Origin of the sequence: Bacillus sp. 2205SS5-2 (assembly GCF_037024155.1) — a bacterium.
In the GTDB taxonomy this organism is placed as follows: domain Bacteria; phylum Bacillota; class Bacilli; order Bacillales; family Bacillaceae_K; genus Bacillus_CI.
Window position 1 is genome coordinate 40,090 of the sequence record NZ_JAYKTS010000022.1, and the last position, 20,770, is coordinate 60,859.

Here is a 20,770-nt window from a genome sequence, read left to right on the forward strand (position 1 = left end):
ATCAACCCCTTTCATTAATGTTTCACGTGAAACATTAAAAAATCTATTAATATTAAATATGGTTGAATTATTCTTCTTCTTTGATTACGATATGACGGATAATGTCATCGCTGATCTTAGCAAGACGGTCAAATTCGTTAACCGCTTCTGATCCAGATTTAACAGTAACCAGTTGGTAGAAACCATCACGGAAATCGTTAATCTCGTAAGCTAAACGACGTTTACCCCAATCTTTAGACTCGATGATTTCCGCTCCATTAGATGTCAAAACGTTAGAAAAACGCTCAACTACAGCTTTTTTCGCCTCGTCATCAACAGTTGGACGGATAATGTACATGAATTCATACTTTCTCATCTTTAAGTCACCTCCTTATGGACTATGCGGCCCTTCAATAGGGCAAGGAGCAATAAAATTATTACTCACAGTAAAAAATTATACCACACAGAAAATAGTAATGCAACAAGAAAAGCGGAAGTGGGTCGGCCTGAGGCGGCAGGACAATGACAGTACACGTAGGGAAGCCTGCTTCACGCAGTGGGCTGGCACTTGTCCCGAGCCTCAGACCCACTGTAGCTGGATCATGGCAGGAACCTCTCAATAATTCCTCATAAGAAAAAGGTGGCAAATGCCACCTTTTTCTTATACGTTAAAACGGAAGTGAATAACATCTCCATCTTTTACGATATATTCTTTTCCTTCTAATCGAACTTTTCCAGCTTCCTTCGCAGCAGTCATAGACCCATTATGGACTAGATCGTCATAAGAAACCGTTTCTGCACGAATAAACCCGCGTTCAAAATCCGTATGAATTACTCCTGCACATTGTGGAGCTTTCATTCCATGACGGAACGTCCAGGCACGAACTTCTTGTACACCTGCAGTAAAATAAGTTGCTAAGCCTAATAAAGAGTATGTTGCACTAATTAGTTGATCTAAACCAGATTCTTCAATTCCTAACTCTGAAAGAAACATTGCTTTTTCATCGTCATCAAGTTCAGCAATTTCAGATTCGATTTTAGCACATACAACAATTACCTCTGCATTGTCTTCTGCAGCAAATGCACGTACTTTTTGAACGTACTCATTGTCAGATGGGTCAGCGATGTCATCTTCGCTTACATTAGCTACATATAGAACAGGCTTAATTGTTAGTAGATGCAAGCCTTTGGCTGTTTTCATTTGTTCCTCAGTGAATTCAACCGTTCTCGCTGGCTTTTCATTTTCAAATGCTTCTTTCAATTTCTCCAAAATTTCATATTCAAATGCAGCCTCTTTATCTTTTTGCTTCGCTAACTTTTGAACACGAACTATTCTTTTTTCTACCGTTTCTAAATCTGCTAGTATTAGTTCTAGATTAATGACTTCAATATCGTCAATCGGATCGACTTTACCAGATACATGGGTAATATTATCATCCGCAAAGCAACGAACTACCTGGCAAATAGCATCTACTTGACGAATATGAGATAGGAACTTATTTCCTAATCCCTCGCCCTTACTCGCACCTTTTACTATTCCCGCAATATCAGTAAATTCAAAAGCAGTTGGGACTGTCTTTTTGGGTACTACTAGCTCTGTTAATTTATCTAAACGATGATCCGGAACTTCTACAATACCTACATTTGGATCTATTGTGCAGAAAGGATAGTTTGCTGATTCTGCTCCAGCTTTTGTAATTGCATTAAAAAGCGTAGACTTTCCTACATTTGGTAGACCTACAATACCTGCTGTTAAAGCCATCTCGGTCACTCCTCATTATTATATCTATTCCATTAGGAATTTTCTTCATGTAAACCTTTCACAATTATAGAGAGAAAGAAGTGAAAATACAAGTCTAACCGAGCAAGGCAAGACTTGTCAGTAGTACACGCTTAAATCTAACCAGATTTTGTAAAAACTTAACTAATACGTCTCAACGAATCTCAACATATAGTATGAAATATTGTTGTACACTTCACAAAAAATAACTTATATTATTAATATAAGTTATTTTTTAAGAACAGTTAATCTGTTATATAATTAAAAGACACCGCATCACGGTGCCTTTTAATTTTAGATTTCTTCATGTTTTTTGAGTATTTTTTTCATTTTTCTTGAAAACTCTTTTCTTGGGATTAACACACTATGTCCACAGCCTTCACATTTAATCCGGACGTCCATTCCCATTCGTATGATTTCCCAAGCATTTTCACCACAGGGATGTGCCTTTTTCATTTCTACTACATCATGAAGTTGGAATTCTTTTTGTTCCATATTGAAATCTCCTTCACTCTTTTACTAACTGCTTTTGCTTTCCTTCTTCCTCTTGGCGGGAGTACATTACAAGACGAGGGAACGGTATCTCAATACCGTGGACATCAAGTACAAGTTTCACATCTTTTCGAATCGCGCGCGCCATGGACCAATGTTGCATAGGCGTAGTTTCTGCCACAATTCGGAATACCACTTCGGATGCTCCTAGATTTTGTACACCTAATAGTTCTGGCGTTTTCATTAAATTTTCATATTTTCCAGGCATTTCGGCTAGTAACTCAAGAATCACCGATTCCGCTTGTTCTATGTTTTCTTCATAAGCAACGCTTACATCAACAACCGCAACACTATTATGAATAGAGTAATTTGTTACTTCATTTATGTTCCCGTTTGGAATTATGTGAAGTTCACCCGTCCAACTTTTAATTTTCGTTGTTCGAATCCCTATTTCCTCCACGAATCCTTCATGGGTCCCAATACGAATATAATCACCAACAGAGAATTGATCCTCGAAGATAATAAAGAATCCAGTAATAATGTCACGAACTAAGTTTTGTGCACCAAAACCAACGGCAAGACCAACTACTCCAGCACCCGCTATTAACGCACGAACATCAATGCCAAAGATTGATAAAAGTGCCATAAAAGCTATGAAATAAACAGCATATGTTAGTACATTTTCGAGTAACCTTAGGAGGGTACTTTGACGTCGTTCTGATACCCGAATTGGTGTTTTCGATCGAACTTTAAATACATTTTGAAGCGTCTTTTTTCCAAAGCGTATTGCAATAGAAGTGACGAAAAATATAGAAATAATCTTTATGCCACTTTTAGCTAAATCCAACCAAAAAATTTTATTAGACAGTATATCTTGGATACCCAAGTAAAATGTCTCAACCATTTGCATAAAACCATTCTCTCCTTATGAAAGAATTACTTTCTTATCTTAACAATAATCTTCCTAATTGAATAGAAACATAACCGTTCTTTATCCAAATAATCAAATTTTTTTAGGTTTTATTCTTAATACAACTTCAAAAAAGGAAAAGAAAAGAAGTACTTTCAACTAACTTGTTATTATTTTGCAAAATTCTGTGAACTATGTATAGAAACATTCTTTTCTCCGTATACTGATACTACTCAAACTAATCTTATTTCTTAAGCTAAGGCTCTTTTCGTATACATTGTGGCTATTTCATCTGATTTTTGATTAAATTGCCCATTTCACTGTTGATTTCCATTAAAAATAGACAGATCTAGCTGCTGTGGCTTGCGGCTCGGGGTCAAATGAATAACCCTCCAGCGATGCAGGCATCACCTCCGAGTTTTTCATTTGCCTGACGCCGCAGGGCAGCCACTTCCGCTTTTCGTGATCTAGCTGCTGTGGCTTGCGGCTCGGGTCAAAGCTATATCACCGTTTACAGACTGATTCGAAAAGCAACAAACTTTGCGAAAATAGCCTTTTATTATTACCTTTTCCGTTTAACTATTGAGTCTTGATTGTATAAGAAACGCTTTAAATTAAAGGAGTGAATTGAATGAATCTAAAAAATGGGATATTTGAAAAACCAAAGGAACCATTTAAAATATTGCATGATGCTGAAAGGGCTGCGTTTCAAATCTCTATGCAACTTCATTCTTTGCTTCCTGTCTTTCATACTCGTCCAGTTGTACTCGTTTGTATCGGAACAGACCGATCAACAGGTGATTCACTTGGACCTCTCGTCGGTTCATTACTAGAAGAAAAGAACCTATCGAATTTTCATCTTTACGGTACGCTAGAGGATCCTATCCATGCAGTCAACTTAGAAGAGAAGCTTAATGAAATAAGCAAAAAACACTTTAATCCTTTTATCATTGGAATTGATGCCTGTTTAGGCCGACTAAAAAGCGTAGGTTCCATCCAAGTTGCTAAGGGGCCTGTTAAGCCAGGTGCAGGTGTCAATAAAGAGCTTCCTGAAGTTGGGGATATGCATATTACCGGTATTGTAAATGTAAGTGGATTTATGGAATTCTTTGTCCTACAAAACACCCGGTTAAACTTAGTATTGAAAATGGCGAAGATCATTTCCCATGGGATTTATCAAGTCAGTCATACCTATACACCAAAACAAACTTGGGCAAGTATTTACTCAGAAGGAAAGACGCAGGAAAAAACCTATTAAGAATACTAAAAGTCTCCTAGAACTGGGCATAAATCTAACAGCATATATGTTTATTCTTTTATTCTGTGAAAAAGCACAGCCCATGGGTGTGCTTTTTAAACAGGGATCACATTTAATATTCCAACAATCATGGCCACCACTGCGATACTAGGTAATAAATTTGCTACTCGAATTGTAGTTACTCCTAACATATTCAATCCGATGGCAAAAATCATAATTCCCCCTGTTGATGTCATTTCTATGATAAATTGTTCCATAATAGGGTCGGGAATAAAAGAAGAAATTTGGGTAGCAAATAAAGCAATTGCTCCCTGATATAAAAATACTGGAATGGCCGAGAAGATAACGCCAATGCCGAGTGTAGTCGTTAAAATTAGGGCTGTAAATCCATCAATAATTGACTTGGTATATAAAATATCATGATCTCCTCTTAAGCCGCTATCTAGTGCTCCTAACACAGCCATTGCTCCAATAACAAAAATTAATGTAGCCGTTACAAACCCTTGTGAGATAGAAGAAGTAGAATTACTTCCTATTTTTCTTTCAATATATTTTCCTACATAATTAAGCTTCTTTTCAAGAGCAAGCCATTCACCAATAACAGCACCTAATACAACACTAATGATGACAATTAAATAATTTTCACTTTTAAATCCCATTTGTAAACCTAGAACTATAATCACTAAACTTATTGCTTGCATCACAATCCCTTTCACTTCATCAGGAATTCGATGAAATAATTTTCCTAGTAGTGCAGCGAGTATGATCGAAAACGCATTCACAATTGTACCAATTAACGCCATTATCTTTATCCTCTTTCTACTACAATTTACTGTAAATTCTTATTAAAAGGCTCTTTTCATATACGTTGTGGCTATTTCATTTGATGTTTGACTTAATCCTCCATTTTATTGTTGATTTCCATCAAAAATAAACGAAATGATGCCCGATATAAAGCTATATCATAAATGATCAACTGATACGAAAAGCAACAAACTTTGCGAAAACAGCCTCTTATATAAGTAAGAAATAACAAAAAAAAACAAATAAAAATTAGACAGTAGAAAAAAATACACCATCAAAAAGATGGTATATTATTCTTCCTCGCTTGGTTGAATTAATGAAAGAATTCTCTCTAAATCATCTTTAGAAAAGAACTCAATTTCAATTTTCCCTTTTTTCTTTGATTGTCTAATGGTAACCGTCGTCCCAAACCGCTCTCGTAAATAACTTTCTTTCTCTTTCATAAATACATCTTTTTTAGGTGTGGATTTTTTTGTTTCACGTGAAACACTCTCATTTAACTCCTGAATTAGGGTTTCGAGTTGGCGAACATTTAAATTTTCGTTCACTACTTTGTTCACGACGTTTTGTAGATTATCTTTGTTTTTTAATCCTAGTAATGCCCGTCCATGACCCATAGTAATAATCCCTTCAGAGATGTACTGTTGAATAGGTAATGGAAGAGAAAGCAAGCGAATATGATTGGCGATATGAGGCCTACTTTTACCCAACCTTTTTGCTAATTCCTCTTGTGTTAGGCCTAGTTTTTCGATTAATAGCTGATACGCTGCTCCTTCTTCAATAGGAGATAAATCCTCTCTCTGAAGGTTCTCCAGTACAGCTAACTCCATCATTTGTTGATCTGATAGCTCTCTTACAACAGCAGGTACAGTTTTAAGTTTAGCCAATTTTGCTGCTTTATATCGTCTTTCTCCTACAACGATTTCATATCCCTTAATGCTCTTACGTACAATTAAAGGCTGTAAAATTCCATGTTCTAAAATAGAATCTTTTAACTCTTCTATGGCTTCTGGCTGAAAAACTTTCCTAGGTTGATAGGGATTGGGACGTAGGGTATTAATCTTTAAGTCTTGAATCGTTTCTTCCATTTTATCGACATGCGAGAAGAGGGCATCAATACCTTTACCAAGTCCTTTAGCCATTTCCGACCACTTCCTTTGCCAATTCTAAATAGACTTCTGCACCTTTAGATTTCGCATCATAAATAATAATTGGCTCTCCATGACTTGGTGCTTCACTTAAGCGGACATTTCTAGGAATAATTGTTCGATAAACTTTGTCCTGAAAATATTTTTTCACTTCTTCTATGACTTGAATTCCTAAGTTTGTTCTAGCATCGAGCATTGTTAATAAAACTCCATCGATCATTAAGTTTTTATTTAAATGCTTTTGCACAAGGCGGACAGTGCTTAACAATTGACTCAAGCCCTCTAGAGCGTAGTATTCACATTGAACAGGGATGATTACCGCATCTGACGCGGTTAGAGCATTGATCGTTAAGAGGCCTAAAGAAGGTGGACAATCTATAATTATAAAATCATATTGATCTTTCACCGGTTCTAGTGCTCTCTTCAAGCGAACTTCTCTAGAAATAGTAGGGACCAATTCAATTTCCGCACCTGCAAGGGATATCGTTGCTGGAACGGTGTCTAGGTTCTCAACGGCTGTTGATAAAATAATATCTTTGACTTTCGCATCATCAACAAGTACATCGTAAATACAGTTTGAGACGCCACCTTTTTCAATTCCTACACCACTTGTCGCATTTCCTTGCGGGTCGATATCAACAAGTAAAACTTTTTTTCCAATATAGGCTAAACAAGCTCCTAAATTAACGGATGTTGTTGTTTTACCTACACCACCTTTTTGGTTGGCAATCGTAATTATTCTACCCAAGGAGTTCACCTACCTTTAGCTTCCTAGTAAAATTAAATTCATGTAATCTATTTTATCAAAGTTTATCATTATATTGCCGTTAAATTCAAAAAAAATACAATTTCCAATTATGGATACCTTTCGTCACTGAATAAACTCCTACGATCGAAAGGACTTTGGTGAAAAAAATTGGACACAAAGAAAAAATGAGAAGCTAAACACATGGCATTTGGCTTCTCACTTTTTCCATATATTCAACTGGTCTACTTTTTCTTAGGGATTTTTATTGTAATCTGATAAAAATCCTCATGCTCTTCTTCTTCAGACTTCAAGTTAATTCCACTATCTGACACCATTGAAAGGGATTGTCTTATTGTATTAACAGCAATTCTCATATCTTTGCTAAATGCTTTTCGACGTGGTTTTGGCTTTTTACCAGAACCTTCAAGAAGTCGAGTGACTCGCTCTTCAGTTTGTTTAACATTTAAGCCTCTATCAATAATCTCTGCGACGAGGGAAATTTGTTTTACAGGATTTTTTAAGGGAATAAGTGCTCTAGCATGTCTTTCGGTAATTTTCTTTTGTAGTAACGCTTCTTGGATTTCATCTGGCAATTTCAATAAACGTAATTTGTTTGCTACAGTTGATTGTCCTTTCCCAAGTCTCTGCGCTAATGCTTCTTGTGTTAAATTATGAAGTTCTAATAATTTCCCATACGCCATAGCTTCCTCAATAGGAGAGAGCTCTTCTCGCTGCAAATTTTCAATAAGCGCAACAGACGCTGTTTCAGTATCATTTAAATTTTTTATTATCGCGGGAACAGACTCCCAACCCAATGTTTGTACTGCTCTCCAGCGACGTTCACCTGCAATCAATTCAAAGTGATCTTTTTTATACTCTCGTACCACTATAGGTTGGATAATACCATGAGTGTGAATAGTTCTCGCTAACTCATCAATTTTATTGTTGTCAAAAACCGTTCTAGGTTGAAAACGATTTGGTACAATTTGAGTGATAGGAATTTTTTTAATTTCTTCCTTTTCTACACTTTCTACACTAACCTCGTTTTCTGATTCTATTGATAGTTCTTGGTCCTTATCTCCAAAACCAAACAACCGAGAGAAAGGATGCTTCATTTTTCCTACACCACCTTTAGGAAACTCCCTTGTTAAATATTCTCTATCTTTTTTTTAGTTCCTTCTTTTATCATCGACTTTTCTTTGCTATCTTTTTATGTTTCACATGAAACATTATTCTAATGGAAGCTTATTGGGGGTCCCTGGTTTACGGGGATATTTTTTTGGTGTTTCTTTTTCCTTTTTGATAATAAGAATGTGTCGATCACTATTTTCTTCTGGTAGTTGAAAAGAATGGATTTTTTCTACTTTTCCTCCTAGAAGAGAAATCGCTTTTTTTCCTATTTGTAATTCTTCTTCTGCTGCTGCACCTTTCATTGCTACAAAAGCACCTCCCACTTTAACAAGCGGTAAGCAAAGTTCGCTTAATACAGACATACGTGCGACCGCACGGGCAGTCACCAAATCATACTTTTCACGATGATCAGGATTTCTACCAAAGAGTTCAGCTCGATCATGATAAAAGCTCGTATTTTCTAATTGAAGCTCTTTAGCTAAATGTTCTAAAAAGGAAATACGTTTATTGAGAGAATCCACAATTGATACATGTAAATTTGGAAAACAGATTTGCAATGGTATGCTTGGAAAACCAGCCCCAGCCCCTACATCACAAATATGTAATTCACGCGTTAAATCCACGTAAAAGGAAGCTGAGATGGAATCAAAAAAATGTTTCAAATAGACTTCTTCCTTATCAGTAATGGCTGTCAAATTCATTTTATTATTCCACTCAACTAGGAGTTCATAGTATTTCTCAAACTGAGAAATCTGCTTAGCAGAAAGGGAAATCCCTTTCTCACTAAGACTCTCTTGAAATTGGCTAATATTCATTTTTTCAACCCTTCCAGCTTATTTATCAGATGATACACGTGCAATTTTTCCTTGTTCGATGTATACAAGTAAAATAGAAACATCTGCTGGGTTTACGCCCGCGATTCGAGATGCTTGTGCAATTGAAAGTGGACGAACTTCTTGTAATTTTTGGCGAGCCTCTGAAGCTAAACCATTAATTACCGAATAATCCATATTTTCCGGGATTTTCTTAGATTCCATTTTTTTCATACGATCTACTTGTTGCAGTGACTTTTCAATATAACCTTCGTATTTCACTTGTATTTCTACCTGCTCCGTCACTTCATCGGAAAGCATTTTATCCGCAGGAGCTAATTCGTGAATATGAGAATAGTTCATCTCAGGCCGCTTCAATAAATCGGCTGCTCTAATTCCGTCTTTCAATTCACTACCGCCAGCTTCACGAATTAACTGTTGAGTTTGTTCATTTGGTTTCAATATAATCGTTTTAAGTCGAGCTTTTTCTTGCTCAATTTGTTTCTTCTTTTCAACAAAACGATTATAGCGATCTTCTGAGATCATCCCAATCTTTCGTCCGATTTCTGTTAAACGTAAATCGGCATTGTCATGACGGAGCAATAAACGGTATTCGGCACGAGATGTTAGTAAACGATAGGGTTCATTCGTTCCTTTTGTTACCAAATCATCAATTAATACACCAATATAAGCATCTGAGCGACTCAAAATCAATTCCTCTTGATTTAGCGCTTTTCTACCAGCATTAATTCCCGCAATGATACCTTGACCCGCTGCTTCTTCATATCCAGAGGTTCCGTTAATCTGTCCTGCTGTATATAAGCCTCTCACTTTTTTCGTTTCTAGCGTTGGCCATAACTGAGTAGGAACAATCGCATCGTACTCTATTGCATAACCTGCTCTCATCATTTGAACATTCTCTAACCCTGGAATCGTTTTTAATATGCTTTGTTGAACATCTTCTGGAAGACTAGTCGATAGTCCTTGTACATATACTTCCTGTGTGTGTCTGCCTTCAGGTTCTAAGAAAATTTGATGACGTGGCTTATCATTAAAACGAACTACTTTATCTTCAATGGAAGGACAGTACCGAGGACCTGTTCCTTTTATCATCCCAGAATACATGGGAGATCGGTGCAAGTTATTATCAATTAATTGATGTGTTTCTTCATTTGTATAGGTTAGCCAACATGGTAATTGGTCGGTAATATACTTTGTTGTCTCGTAGCTAAATGCACGAGGTACATCGTCCCCAGGCTGAATTTCTGTTTTGCTATAATCAATGGATGAGCTATTAACACGAGGGGGAGTCCCAGTTTTAAATCGAACTAGATCAAATCCTAGCTCTTCTAGGTGCTCTGATAATTTAATGGAAGGCTGTTGATTATTAGGACCACTTGAATATTTCAGTTCTCCTAAAATAATTTCCCCTCTTAAGAAAGTACCCGTGGTAATTACCACAGATTTTGCTCGATATACCGCTCCTGTCTGTGTTACGACACCGCTGCATTGATCGTCTTCTACCAATAAATGCTCAACCATTCCTTGAATAAGTGTTAAATTCTTCTCGTTCTCAAGTGTTTTTTTCATTTCATGTTGATAAGCAAACTTATCTGCTTGAGCACGTAATGCACGAACTGCTGGACCTTTTCCAGTGTTGAGCATTCTCATTTGAACATGAGTTTTATCGATATTTTTACCCATTTCTCCACCCAAGGCATCAAGCTCTCGAACGACAATTCCTTTTGCAGGTCCCCCTACTGATGGATTACATGGCATAAAGGCAACCATGTCTAAATTAATGGTAATCATCAATGTTTTAGCGCCTACTCTAGCAGCACCTAAACCAGCTTCAACACCAGCATGCCCAGCTCCGATCACAATAACATCATAATTACCAGCTTCATATTGATGCATAGTTCATCCTCCTTTTACCTGATTCCGTTGTTTATTCATGTTTGTATATTGAATTAATAACAATCCAATTTCGATTTGTTTTAGATTTTTCATTTAGCGGAGGCATCCGCATCACAAGAAAAAGATCGCATTTTCTATAAAACTAGAACCGACATCAGATGGGAAGGGTGCACCTCTGTTTATAGTCGTAGATCTCGAACCCGCTTTTCTTTGTCTAGCTATTGTGGCTTGGGGCTCGGGACAATTGCCACAGCCCGCCGGAAATCTAGATTTCCGGCGGGCTGCGTCATTTGCCTGACGCCCCTGAGCAGCCACTTCCGCTTTTCTTTGTCCAGCTTCGGTGGCTAGGGACTCGGGCATTTGTCAGCACTCTTCGTGAATCAGGCTTCACTTCGTGTTCTGACAGATGCCTGCCGTCCCTGAGCAGCCACTTCCGCTTTTCTTATTTCCCGAGGCAGAATTGGGAGAATAGTTGGTCGATTAGGCTCTCGTGAACACTTTCCCCTATTATTTCTCCTAGTAGTTCCCAAGTTCTAGTTAAATCAATTTGTGCAATATCGATTGGGGTTCCCATTTCCACTCCGGTAATGGCCTCTTCAATTGATTGGTTAGCTTGATGAAGAAGAGCTATATGTCGACTATTAGAGACATAGGTCAAATCGCTTGATTCCAGTGCACCTTCAAAAAATAATGCTGCTATACTTTCTTCTAATTCATCCACTCCTGAATCTTCTAGTAATGACGTGGTGATGAGCTTATGTTGATGAGCAAGCTTCTGAACTTGGTTTAAATCGATTCTTTGGTCTAAATCTGTTTTGTTTACAATTACGATTACATCCATACCTTCAACTGCTTGAAAAATCTTTTCATCTTCAATAGTTAATTCATCGGAGTAATTTAGTACCAATAATATTAAATCTGCTTCCTTGAGAACTTGTCTTGAACGTTCAACACCTATTCTTTCGACAATATCCTCGGTTTCCCGAATACCCGCAGTATCGACTAAACGAAGGGGAACACCTCGTACATTCACATACTCCTCTATTACATCTCGAGTGGTACCAGGGATATCAGTGACAATTGCTTTATTTTCTTGAACTAGACTATTCAATAGAGAAGACTTCCCGACATTTGGTCGTCCTATAATCACAGTAGAAAGTCCTTCCCTTAAAATCTTTCCTTGTTCCGATGTTTGAAGTAATTTCTCAATTTCTGCTCTAATGGAACGTGATTTTTCCAAAAGAATACTATGCGTCATTTCTTCAACGTCATCATATTCTGGATAATCAATATTCACCTCAACATGAGCAAGAGTTTCAAGGATTTCTTGTCGAAGTCTTTGAATAAGTCTTGAAAGACGACCCTCCATTTGATTGATCGCCACGTTCATTGCTCGATCCGTTTTAGCCCGAATTAAATCCATGACCGCCTCTGCTTGTGACAAGTCAATTCGTCCATTTAAAAAGGCTCTCTTTGTAAATTCTCCTGGCTCTGCTAATCTTGCTCCATTTGTAAGTATTACTCTTAACACACGATTAACAGATACTAATCCCCCGTGACAGTTAATTTCAATAACATCTTCTCTAGTAAACGTCTTAGGTCCTCTCATAATTGAAACCATTACTTCTTCAATTATAGAGTCTTCTTTTGGATCGATGATATGACCATAATGAATGGTGTGTGTAGAAAGAGAAGATAGCTTTTTCCCATTAGGTTTACGGAAAATTTTATCGGCAATTGAAAATGCCTCGTCTCCACTTAAGCGAACAATCGCAATTGCCCCTTCTCCCATTGGAGTCGAAATTGCAGCAATCGTATCAAATTCCATGTTTGTTCACCTCTTTCAGATTTTTACTATATATAAATCAATTGAATCATCATATTTTCCCAAAACATTAGAATAACACACTCCATATAGTGCGTATAGTTAAGTGAGATTTGTCCACAATCCCTCTTTTTGCTCCTTATATTCTAACTTATCCACATGTGAATAACAATAAAACTCCACCTTCAAGGTTTCTACCAATCATTTCACTTTTTCATTAGAAGAAAATGTGAGGGCTCTGGAGCTATATACTAAAACCAGCTTACAATTGAAAAGATACTACTTTTAATAAATGTTTCTTTTGGTATGGCTCTTTTCGTATACATTGTGGCTAAATCACCTGATTTTTGATTAAATCGCCCATTTCATTGTTGTTTCCATCAAAAATAGACGAAATGATGCCCGAAACAAAGCTATATCACCGTTTATAGACTGGTGCAAAAAGCAACAAACTTTGCGAAAACAGCCTAATGTGTAAAATAAATTATAGATATGAAAAGAGCCTTTAAGTTTATATAAACTTAAAGGCTCTTTTCATTTATTTGGAGCAATTACAATGTACCGATTCGGTTCATTTCCTTCAGAGTATGTTCTCACATTCTCTATCTTTGAAAGAGCTGCGTGAATAATCTTCCTTTCATATGAAGGCATTGGCTCCAATTTAACAATTTTCTTAGTGGCTAATGACTTTTGAGCTAAGCGCCCAGCCAATTGATAAAGTGTTTCTTTTCTTCTCTCTCGATACTTCTCTGCATCAACGATAACTGTTACGTATTGTTCACTAGCCTGATTAGCGACAAGTTGAGCTAAATACTGAAGAGCATTTAAAGTTTGACCTCGTTTTCCAATAATCAGGGCCAGTTTCTCTCCAGACAATTGAAAATAATATGTTTTTCCATCTTGAATAACATTTATGTCCGGAAAAACCCCAATTTTATTGGTTACATCTAGTAAATACTCTGTTACATCTTCTATTACACTTTGTTTCTTCTTTACTAATACAGTTGCAGGCTTTCCACCAAAAAGGCCGAGTATCGCTTTTTTCCCCTGATCGATAATCGATATATCTGCTTGATCTTCTGTGATGTGTAACTGGGCTAAAGCTGACGCTACCGCCTGGTGAACAGACTGTCCAGTAGCCGTTACTTGTTTCACTTTTTCGTACCTCCCGATGAACTAACTTCCGCTTTTCCTCGTAGTTCAGGACCTTTAATAAAATAAGTAGAAACAATCATAAAAATATTTCCTACAACCCAATATAGGGATAGCGCTGCAGGGAAATTAATAGCAAATATAATAATCATAATGGGCATAATCCAAATCATCATGGCCATTTGTGGATTTTGATTCATCGTTCCTGCACTCATCATCTTTTGTTGAATGAACGTCGTCAGACCTGCCACTAAAGGTAAAATGTAGAATGGATCTGCTTGTCCTAAATCAAACCATAGGAAGCTGTCTTCAGCAATTTTTTCTGTACGGACAATCGCATGATAAAACCCAATTAAAATTGGCATTTGGATAATCAGCGGAAAACATCCGGCTAGAGGATTGACACCATGTTTTGAGAATAATGCCATCGTCTCTTGTTGTAGTTTCTGTTGAGTTTGGGCATCTTTAGAACTATATTTTTCACGAAGCTTTTTCATTTCAGGATTTAGACCTTGCATTGCCTTAGCATTTTTCGTTTGTTTGACCATTAACGGTAAAATTACTAAGCGAATTATAATAGTTACTACGACAATTGCCCATCCATAACTTCCACCAAAGATGTCAGCAAATGTTGTAATTAGCCAAGATAGTGGATAAACGAAATATTCATTCCATACTCCTTCACTTTCAGGCGTAATCGGCTGGTTGTATTCAGTACAACCTGCTAAAAGTGTCATTACACCTATCAGTACTATCAAGGTTAATAATTTCTTTTTCACCTTGAATTTCCTCCCTACTCTTCCAATTTACCTATTAATATGTAGCGTTTAATTTACAAAAAAAATGAAACGCTAATCCATAATATTGTACCATTTCTAACGAGAAAAAAGCTGAAATATTTTCTTTTAACTATTTTAGTGAAGAATCTTACTTTTCACGACAACATATTTGCTGCAAGAAAATAAATTCCAGGGCATCTTTTCACATTTTTTTGATAAAATCCCTACCAAAAAAAAGATTCCTAAAACGATTAAATTCAATAACTACAATATATATAAAGAGCCTCACTTAAAAGTTTTGGTATAACCAATCTTTTTTCTTTTCAAAACTTTGGCACGAGATAAAACATGATTTAAGCTTTTTTTGGTTTCATGAAAATTCATATTGGCCGCCGGTTTTCTGGCGATAATAATATAGTCGTTTCCTTTTACAACCTCATCCTTAAGCTCTAAAAACACTTGACGGATATATCGTTTAATCTGATTTCTTGTGACTGCCTTGCCTACTTTTTTACTAACAGATAGCCCTACCCGAAAAACTTCTTGATCTTTCTTCGGTAAAACATAAACGACATACTGGCGGTTTGCAAAGGATGTCCCTTTATTAAATACTTCTTGGAACTCTTTATTCTTCTTCAATCTAAGTTCTTTTTTCAATTTAAACCCACCTGTACTATGCGTATTATCCTGTTCAAACTAAGAAAAAACCTCTAGCTCCACTATTGCCATAACAAAAGGAAATTAAAACTAAGTATGAACTTCATTTGTTTAACTAACCAAAAGTGAAAGGTTTCCCCCTCACTTCTAGAAGTTTCACTATATGAGAAAAAAGACCACTGAGCAAATCAGTGGCCTAGGCAGACAATACTTTTCTTCCTTTAAGACGACGAGCAGCAAGTACTCTACGTCCGTTTTTCGTGCTCATGCGTGCACGGAAACCGTGTACTTTGCTTCTTTTACGTTTATTTGGTTGAAACGTTCTTTTCATGTATGACACCTCCCTGAGGATTAAAATAAATTCAGTGATAGACAGTCTTTCTAAGTATATAGAAGGATGCCCGGAAATGTCAATAGCTACCCAAATTCTTTTTCGTTTTTTAATTATTCCGCTCCTGTGGATAAAAAAATCACTTCTGTGAATATATCCACAGCACATACTGACAACTTTTTCACAACCTAACAAGCTGTGGAAAAGTTTTTATTCACAGACTTTCAAAATGTGGATAAAAGAGAAAAACCATTGCAACAAGTAGCTTATTCTGATATGATTATTGTGTTTTCACTCTGAATAACCTTTTACTTGTATATGTGTTATCCACAAATTGTGGATATGCTGTGGATAACAAATTAACAGGCCGTGTAGAAGTTTGTCCACATGCAGTGGATATTGTCAAAAAACAAAATCTTTCCTTATTATATGTTTTTCCACATACAAAACACTGTATTTTTATAAAATTTACCCACTTTCTTTATTATGTCTGCCTCTACAAAATATATACAGAAAAATTCAGGGAATTTTAGATACGAAATAAACAGCAATTAATGTACCCCTCATTGCTTTTGATTTCACTATTAATACTTTAACTGAGATCTATTGTCTTACTATGACAAAATTCAAGTAGAATTCACCGTTTGGGATGAGCTTAAACAAATCCAGCATCATTAGTAAGTGAACTTGCACCTTTACTAACCACTCAGTTAATTGATAAAAGGGTTCGTGACATTTCCATAAGAAGATTTAGCCATTCTCTAGGATACAACACTCTGCACAGGGAATGATAAAACTGAGTAAATCCTCACGATTTCAACCTTATAGAGAGAGAATAGAAATACAATGGTAAAGGAGGGAGCGTATTGGAGAATATTGCTGGCCTTTGGGACAAAGCACTATCAGAAATTGAAAAAAAAATTAGCAAACCTAGCTTCGATACATGGTTAAAATCAACTAAAGCACATACTTTGCAAGGAGATACCTTAGTTATTACTGCTCCTAATGAATTTGCTAGAGATTGGTTGGAAGGTCGGTATTCACAACTGATTGCTGGTGTTATTTATGAAATTATTGGTGAAGAATTAAGCATAAAGTTTATCATCCCTCAAAATCAGGAACCTGAGGAATTTGATATTCCGCTACCACCAAAAAAGACTGGTAAAAATGGCGAGACACATGATCTATTGCAAAATATGCTTAATTCGAAATATACCTTTGATACATTTGTTATTGGTTCTGGCAACCGTTTTGCCCACGCAGCAAGTTTAGCTGTAGCTGAAGCTCCTGCAAAAGCTTATAATCCTTTATTCATTTATGGTGGAGTTGGGTTAGGAAAAACTCACTTAATGCATGCCATTGGTCACTATGTTCTTGAACAAAACCCCTCTGCTAAAGTCGTTTACCTCTCTTCAGAGAAATTCACGAATGAATTCATTAATTCAATTCGCGATAACAAAGCAGTGGATTTTCGCAATAAATATAGAAGTGTCGATGTCCTTTTAATTGACGATATTCAATTTTTAGCTGGAAAAGAACAAACACAAGAAGAGTTTTTCCATACATTTAATACTTTGCATGAAGAAAGCAAGCAAATTGTTATCTCGAGTGATCGTCCTCCAAAGGAAATCCCGACTCTTGAGGACCGGTTAAGATCTCGATTCGAGTGGGGCTTAATTACGGATATTACCCCACCTGATTTAGAGACAAGAATTGCTATTTTACGTAAAAAAGCCAAAGCTGAGGGACTTGATATCCCCAATGAAGCCATGCTTTATATTGCAAATCAAATTGACTCTAATATTCGTGAATTAGAGGGTGCACTTATTCGAGTTGTTGCTTATTCATCCTTGATAAATAAAGATATTAATGCAGATTTAGCTGCAGAAGCTCTAAAAAATATTATTCCAAGTTCTAAGCCTAAGGTTATTACAATCGCGGAAATTCAACGTGTTGTTGGTGAGTATTTTAATATAAGACTAGAAGATTTTAAAGCAAAAAAACGAACAAAATCCGTTGCCTACCCTCGTCAAATTGCTATGTATTTGTCTAGAGAGCTTACTGACTTTTCTTTGCCAAAAATCGGTGAAGAATTTGGTGGCCGCGATCATACGACAGTCATTCATGCTCATGAAAAAATTTCTAGGCTGCTGGATTCTGACCCTCAGTTTCAACAACAGCTAAAAGAAATTCATACTACCTTAAAGGGCTAAAAATATTATCCCCGGTAATACGGTGTGCTGTGTATAACTTGACACTACTTAAGCACAGTCTGTCCACATGTGGATAGGCTGTCTTTTCGCTCATAAATTAGGGTTATCCACATACTAACAGTCCCTATTACTATTACTACTATTTTTTTAAAAGATATTAATATATGCTTTGCGTTTAAAAGTTATGCATTCGATCGGAGGAATTATTGATGAAATTTGCTATTCAAAGAGACTATTTAGTTCAAAGTGTTCAAGATGTCATGAAAGCTGTAACATCTAGAACAACAATTCCAATTCTGACTGGAATAAAAATTATTGCAAAAGAAACAGGTGTTACCCTAACAGGTAGTGATTCAGATATTTCAATTGAATCCTTTATTCCACTTGAAGAAGAAGGAACTAATATTGTCGAAATCGAAAAGCATGGAGGAATTGTTTTACAAGCAAAATTCTTCAGTGAAATCGTTAAAAAGCTACCCTCAGACACAGTTGAACTTGAAGTAATCGATAATTTTCAAACTGTTATTCGTTCAGGTAAAGCCAAATTTAACCTAAATGGATTAGATCATGAAGAATATCCTCATCTTCCGCAAATTGAAGAGGAAAATGTATTTAAAGTTCCAACCGATTTATTAAAAACCATGATTCGACAAACCTCATTCGCTGTGTCCACCTCAGAAACACGCCCTATCTTGACAGGTGTAAACTGGCGAGTGGAAAACGGCGAACTTTTCTGTACTGCAACAGATAGTCATCGCTTAGCTATGAGAAAAGCAGTAATTGAAAGTGAATTAAGCTCGCACTATAACGTAGTGATTCCTGGTAAAAGTTTAAATGAGCTAAGTAAGATTTTGGATGACTCTTCAGAGAGTGTTGAAATTGTTATCACTGAAAATCAAATCTTATTTAAAGCAAAGCATCTATTATTCTTTTCACGATTGTTAGAAGGCAATTATCCAGATACATCACGCCTTATACCAACCGACACAAAAACAGAATTAGAATTGACGACCAAAGACTTTCTGAAATCGATTGATCGTGCTTCACTACTTGCAAGAGAAGGGCGAAATAATGTTGTTAAGCTGTCTACACTTGAAGGTGGAATTGTCGAAGTGTCTTCTAATTCTCCTGAAATCGGGAAAGTAATTGAAGAAGTGCAAAGTGGGAATATTAAGGGGGAAGATTTAAAAATATCGTTTAGTGCCAAATATATGATGGATGCGCTAAAAGCTCTCGAAGGATCGGAAATTCATATTCAATTTACTGGAGCAATGAGACCTTTTGTAATTCGACCTTTACATGATGAATCGATTTTGCAACTAATTCTTCCAGTTAGAACGTATTAATTTGATTAAATATCCTATCTTTTGCAGATGGGATATTTTTTATTTCTGTTTTCTTTGTTTATACCTTGAAAGTTTAGTAAAATGATTTATTAGAGACTATAACGGAAAGTAGTGAGCAAGTATGGAAACAGAAATCCAGATTAATACAGAATATATTACATTGGGTCAATTATTAAAAATGGCTGATCTTATTCAATCTGGTGGTATGGCGAAATGGTTTCTTAGTGAATATCAGGTGTATGTGAACGGTGAACAAGACCAGCGCCGAGGGAGAAAACTATATCCAAATGACAAAATTGAAATAGAATCAGTCGGCCTTTTTGACATAAAAGCGGAACTTTAATAAAAGGAATGTGTACTCATGTATATTGAGGAGTTACAGTTAGGCAATTATCGAAACTATGAAACCTTAGAAGCCACCTTTGAAAACAAAGTTAATGTGATTTTAGGTGAAAATGCTCAAGGGAAAACAAATGTCATGGAATCGATTTATGTTTTGGCAATGGCAAAGTCTCACCGGACTTCAAGTGATAAAGATTTAATACGTTGGGATCAGGAATATGCTAAAATAAAAGGAAGAATTCACAAACGAAATGGATCAGTCCCATTAGAGTTAACCATTGGAAAAAAAGGAAAAAAAGCGAAATTCAATCATATTGAACAACCTAAACTGAGTCATTATGTAGGAAATATGAATGTTGTTATGTTCGCGCCTGAAGATCTTCATTTAGTTAAAGGAAGTCCTCAAATTAGGCGTCGTTTTATAGATATGGAAATCGGACAAGTATCCCCTATTTATCTTCACAATATTAATCAATATAATAAAATTTTGCAGCAACGTAATTCTTACTTGAAACAGCTACAGATAAAAAAACAAACCGATCAAACGATGCTAGATGTTCTAACAGAACAATTTATAGGAATGGCAGTAAAAATTGTTCAAAAGCGATTTGAGTTTATTCAGCTTTTAGAAAGTTGGGCAAAACCAATTCATTCCGGTATCTCAAGAGAGCTGGAAACATTAAAAATTATGTATAAACCATCAATAAACGTATCAGAGGAGCTAGATTGGTCAAAAATGGTAGATGTGTTCGAACAAAAATTTGCGAGCATACGTCAAAGAGAAATAGAACGGGGAGTTACGTTAGCTGGTCCTCATCGAGACGATCTGCAATTTTTGGTTAATGACCGAGATGTTCAAACTTTTGGATCTCAAGGTCAACAGCGGACAACCGCTTTGTCTGTAAAGCTAGCTGAAATTGAGCTCATTCATTCTGAAATTGGAGAATATCCCATTCTCTTATTAGACGATGTTCTATCTGAATTGGATGATTATAGACAATCGCACTTGCTCAATACCATACAAGGAAAAGTACAAACCTTTGTTACCACGACAAGTGTTGAGGGAATTGATCATTCTACTTTAAAAGAGGCGGCAACGTATTTAGTTGAACAAGGGAAAATGTCCAAAGTGAAATGAGGTGGTTT

21 protein-coding genes are annotated in these 20,770 nt (G+C 36.3%); 5 read left to right on the forward strand and 16 right to left on the reverse strand.

Going from position 1 to position 20,770, the window contains the following annotated elements; translation table 11 throughout:
* Positions 1–67: 67 nt before the first annotated feature.
* From rpsF to U8D43_RS14585, 4 genes are all read right to left on the reverse strand, one after another.
* The gene (rpsF, locus tag U8D43_RS14570) at positions 68–355 is read right to left on the reverse strand and encodes a 30S ribosomal protein S6 (RefSeq protein WP_335871908.1); all 288 of its coding nucleotides are present in this window, start codon (positions 353–355) and stop codon (positions 68–70) included.
* 285 nt (positions 356–640) lie between these two features.
* A complete protein-coding gene (gene ychF / locus U8D43_RS14575; RefSeq protein WP_335871909.1) occupies positions 641–1,741 on the reverse strand; it encodes a redox-regulated ATPase YchF in 1,101 nt (366 codons plus the stop codon).
* Positions 1,742–2,053: 312 nt separating this feature from the next.
* A complete protein-coding gene (locus U8D43_RS14580; protein ID WP_335871910.1) occupies positions 2,054–2,254 on the reverse strand; it encodes a DUF951 domain-containing protein in 201 nt (66 codons plus the stop codon).
* Positions 2,255–2,267: 13 nt separating this feature from the next.
* On the reverse strand, positions 2,268–3,161 hold the full coding sequence (locus U8D43_RS14585; RefSeq protein WP_335871911.1) for a mechanosensitive ion channel family protein: 894 nt from the start codon (positions 3,159–3,161) through the stop codon (positions 2,268–2,270).
* Positions 3,162–3,792: 631 nt separating this feature from the next.
* Between U8D43_RS14585 and yyaC the strand changes: the two genes are divergently transcribed.
* Entirely contained in the window at positions 3,793–4,419 is a 627-nt protein-coding gene (yyaC, locus tag U8D43_RS14590) for a spore protease YyaC (RefSeq protein WP_335871912.1), read from the forward strand.
* A 95-nt stretch (positions 4,420–4,514) separates the two neighbouring features.
* On the opposite strand, the gene U8D43_RS14595 is transcribed toward yyaC, so the two are convergent.
* The 12 genes from U8D43_RS14595 to rpmH form a co-directional block, all read right to left on the reverse strand.
* A complete protein-coding gene (locus U8D43_RS14595; RefSeq protein ID WP_335871913.1) occupies positions 4,515–5,222 on the reverse strand; it encodes a DUF554 domain-containing protein in 708 nt (235 codons plus the stop codon).
* Between the two features lie 291 nt (positions 5,223–5,513).
* Positions 5,514–6,365: a ParB/RepB/Spo0J family partition protein gene (locus U8D43_RS14600; protein WP_335871914.1), complete on the reverse strand. Its 852-nt coding sequence runs from the start codon at positions 6,363–6,365 to the stop codon at positions 5,514–5,516.
* Positions 6,358–7,119: a ParA family protein gene (locus U8D43_RS14605; protein ID WP_335871915.1), complete on the reverse strand. Its 762-nt coding sequence runs from the start codon at positions 7,117–7,119 to the stop codon at positions 6,358–6,360. The genes U8D43_RS14600 and U8D43_RS14605 overlap by 8 nt, the downstream gene beginning before the upstream one ends.
* 242 nt (positions 7,120–7,361) lie before the next feature.
* Positions 7,362–8,234 carry a nucleoid occlusion protein gene (gene noc, locus U8D43_RS14610; RefSeq protein WP_335871916.1) on the reverse strand — a complete coding sequence of 291 codons (873 nt, stop codon included), beginning with the start codon at positions 8,232–8,234 and terminating at the stop codon, positions 7,362–7,364.
* Between the two features lie 114 nt (positions 8,235–8,348).
* Complete coding sequence (gene rsmG / locus U8D43_RS14615) at positions 8,349–9,065, reverse strand: 16S rRNA (guanine(527)-N(7))-methyltransferase RsmG (RefSeq protein ID WP_335871917.1); 717 nt, start codon at positions 9,063–9,065, stop codon at positions 8,349–8,351.
* Between the two features lie 18 nt (positions 9,066–9,083).
* Positions 9,084–10,979, reverse strand: a complete 1,896-nt coding sequence (gene mnmG, locus U8D43_RS14620; protein ID WP_335871918.1) for a tRNA uridine-5-carboxymethylaminomethyl(34) synthesis enzyme MnmG — start codon at positions 10,977–10,979, stop codon at positions 9,084–9,086.
* A gap of 111 nt (positions 10,980–11,090) precedes the next feature.
* Positions 11,091–11,339, reverse strand: coding sequence for a hypothetical protein (locus U8D43_RS14625; protein ID WP_335871919.1), 249 nt, complete (start codon positions 11,337–11,339; stop codon positions 11,091–11,093).
* Positions 11,340–11,421: 82 nt separating this feature from the next.
* A complete protein-coding gene (gene mnmE / locus U8D43_RS14630; RefSeq protein ID WP_335871920.1) occupies positions 11,422–12,807 on the reverse strand; it encodes a tRNA uridine-5-carboxymethylaminomethyl(34) synthesis GTPase MnmE in 1,386 nt (461 codons plus the stop codon).
* Positions 12,808–13,338: 531 nt separating this feature from the next.
* Positions 13,339–13,959, reverse strand: a complete 621-nt coding sequence (jag, locus tag U8D43_RS14635) for an RNA-binding cell elongation regulator Jag/EloR (protein ID WP_335871921.1) — start codon at positions 13,957–13,959, stop codon at positions 13,339–13,341.
* Positions 13,956–14,735, reverse strand: coding sequence for a YidC family membrane integrase SpoIIIJ (gene spoIIIJ, locus U8D43_RS14640; RefSeq protein ID WP_335871922.1), 780 nt, complete (start codon positions 14,733–14,735; stop codon positions 13,956–13,958). Before spoIIIJ ends, jag begins: the two co-directional genes overlap by 4 nt.
* Before the next feature lie 285 nt (positions 14,736–15,020).
* Positions 15,021–15,392, reverse strand: a complete 372-nt coding sequence (rnpA, locus tag U8D43_RS14645) for a ribonuclease P protein component (protein ID WP_335871923.1) — start codon at positions 15,390–15,392, stop codon at positions 15,021–15,023.
* A gap of 196 nt (positions 15,393–15,588) precedes the next feature.
* On the reverse strand, positions 15,589–15,723 hold the full coding sequence (gene rpmH, locus U8D43_RS14650) for a 50S ribosomal protein L34 (protein ID WP_335871924.1): 135 nt from the start codon (positions 15,721–15,723) through the stop codon (positions 15,589–15,591).
* A gap of 866 nt (positions 15,724–16,589) precedes the next feature.
* Here rpmH and dnaA point away from each other — a divergent pair.
* The 4 genes from dnaA to recF all read left to right on the forward strand — a co-directional run bounded on the left by dnaA (position 16,590) and on the right by recF (position 20,762).
* A complete protein-coding gene (gene dnaA / locus U8D43_RS14655) occupies positions 16,590–17,936 on the forward strand; it encodes a chromosomal replication initiator protein DnaA (RefSeq protein WP_335871925.1) in 1,347 nt (448 codons plus the stop codon).
* Positions 17,937–18,145: 209 nt separating this feature from the next.
* A complete protein-coding gene (gene dnaN / locus U8D43_RS14660) occupies positions 18,146–19,282 on the forward strand; it encodes a DNA polymerase III subunit beta (protein WP_335871926.1) in 1,137 nt (378 codons plus the stop codon).
* A 121-nt stretch (positions 19,283–19,403) separates the two neighbouring features.
* Positions 19,404–19,625 (forward strand): S4 domain-containing protein YaaA, encoded by a 222-nt coding sequence (yaaA, locus tag U8D43_RS14665; RefSeq protein WP_335871927.1) that lies wholly within the window; start codon positions 19,404–19,406, stop codon positions 19,623–19,625.
* 18 nt (positions 19,626–19,643) lie between these two features.
* Entirely contained in the window at positions 19,644–20,762 is a 1,119-nt protein-coding gene (recF, locus tag U8D43_RS14670; RefSeq protein ID WP_335871928.1) for a DNA replication/repair protein RecF, read from the forward strand.
* Positions 20,763–20,770: the final 8 nt, after the last annotated feature.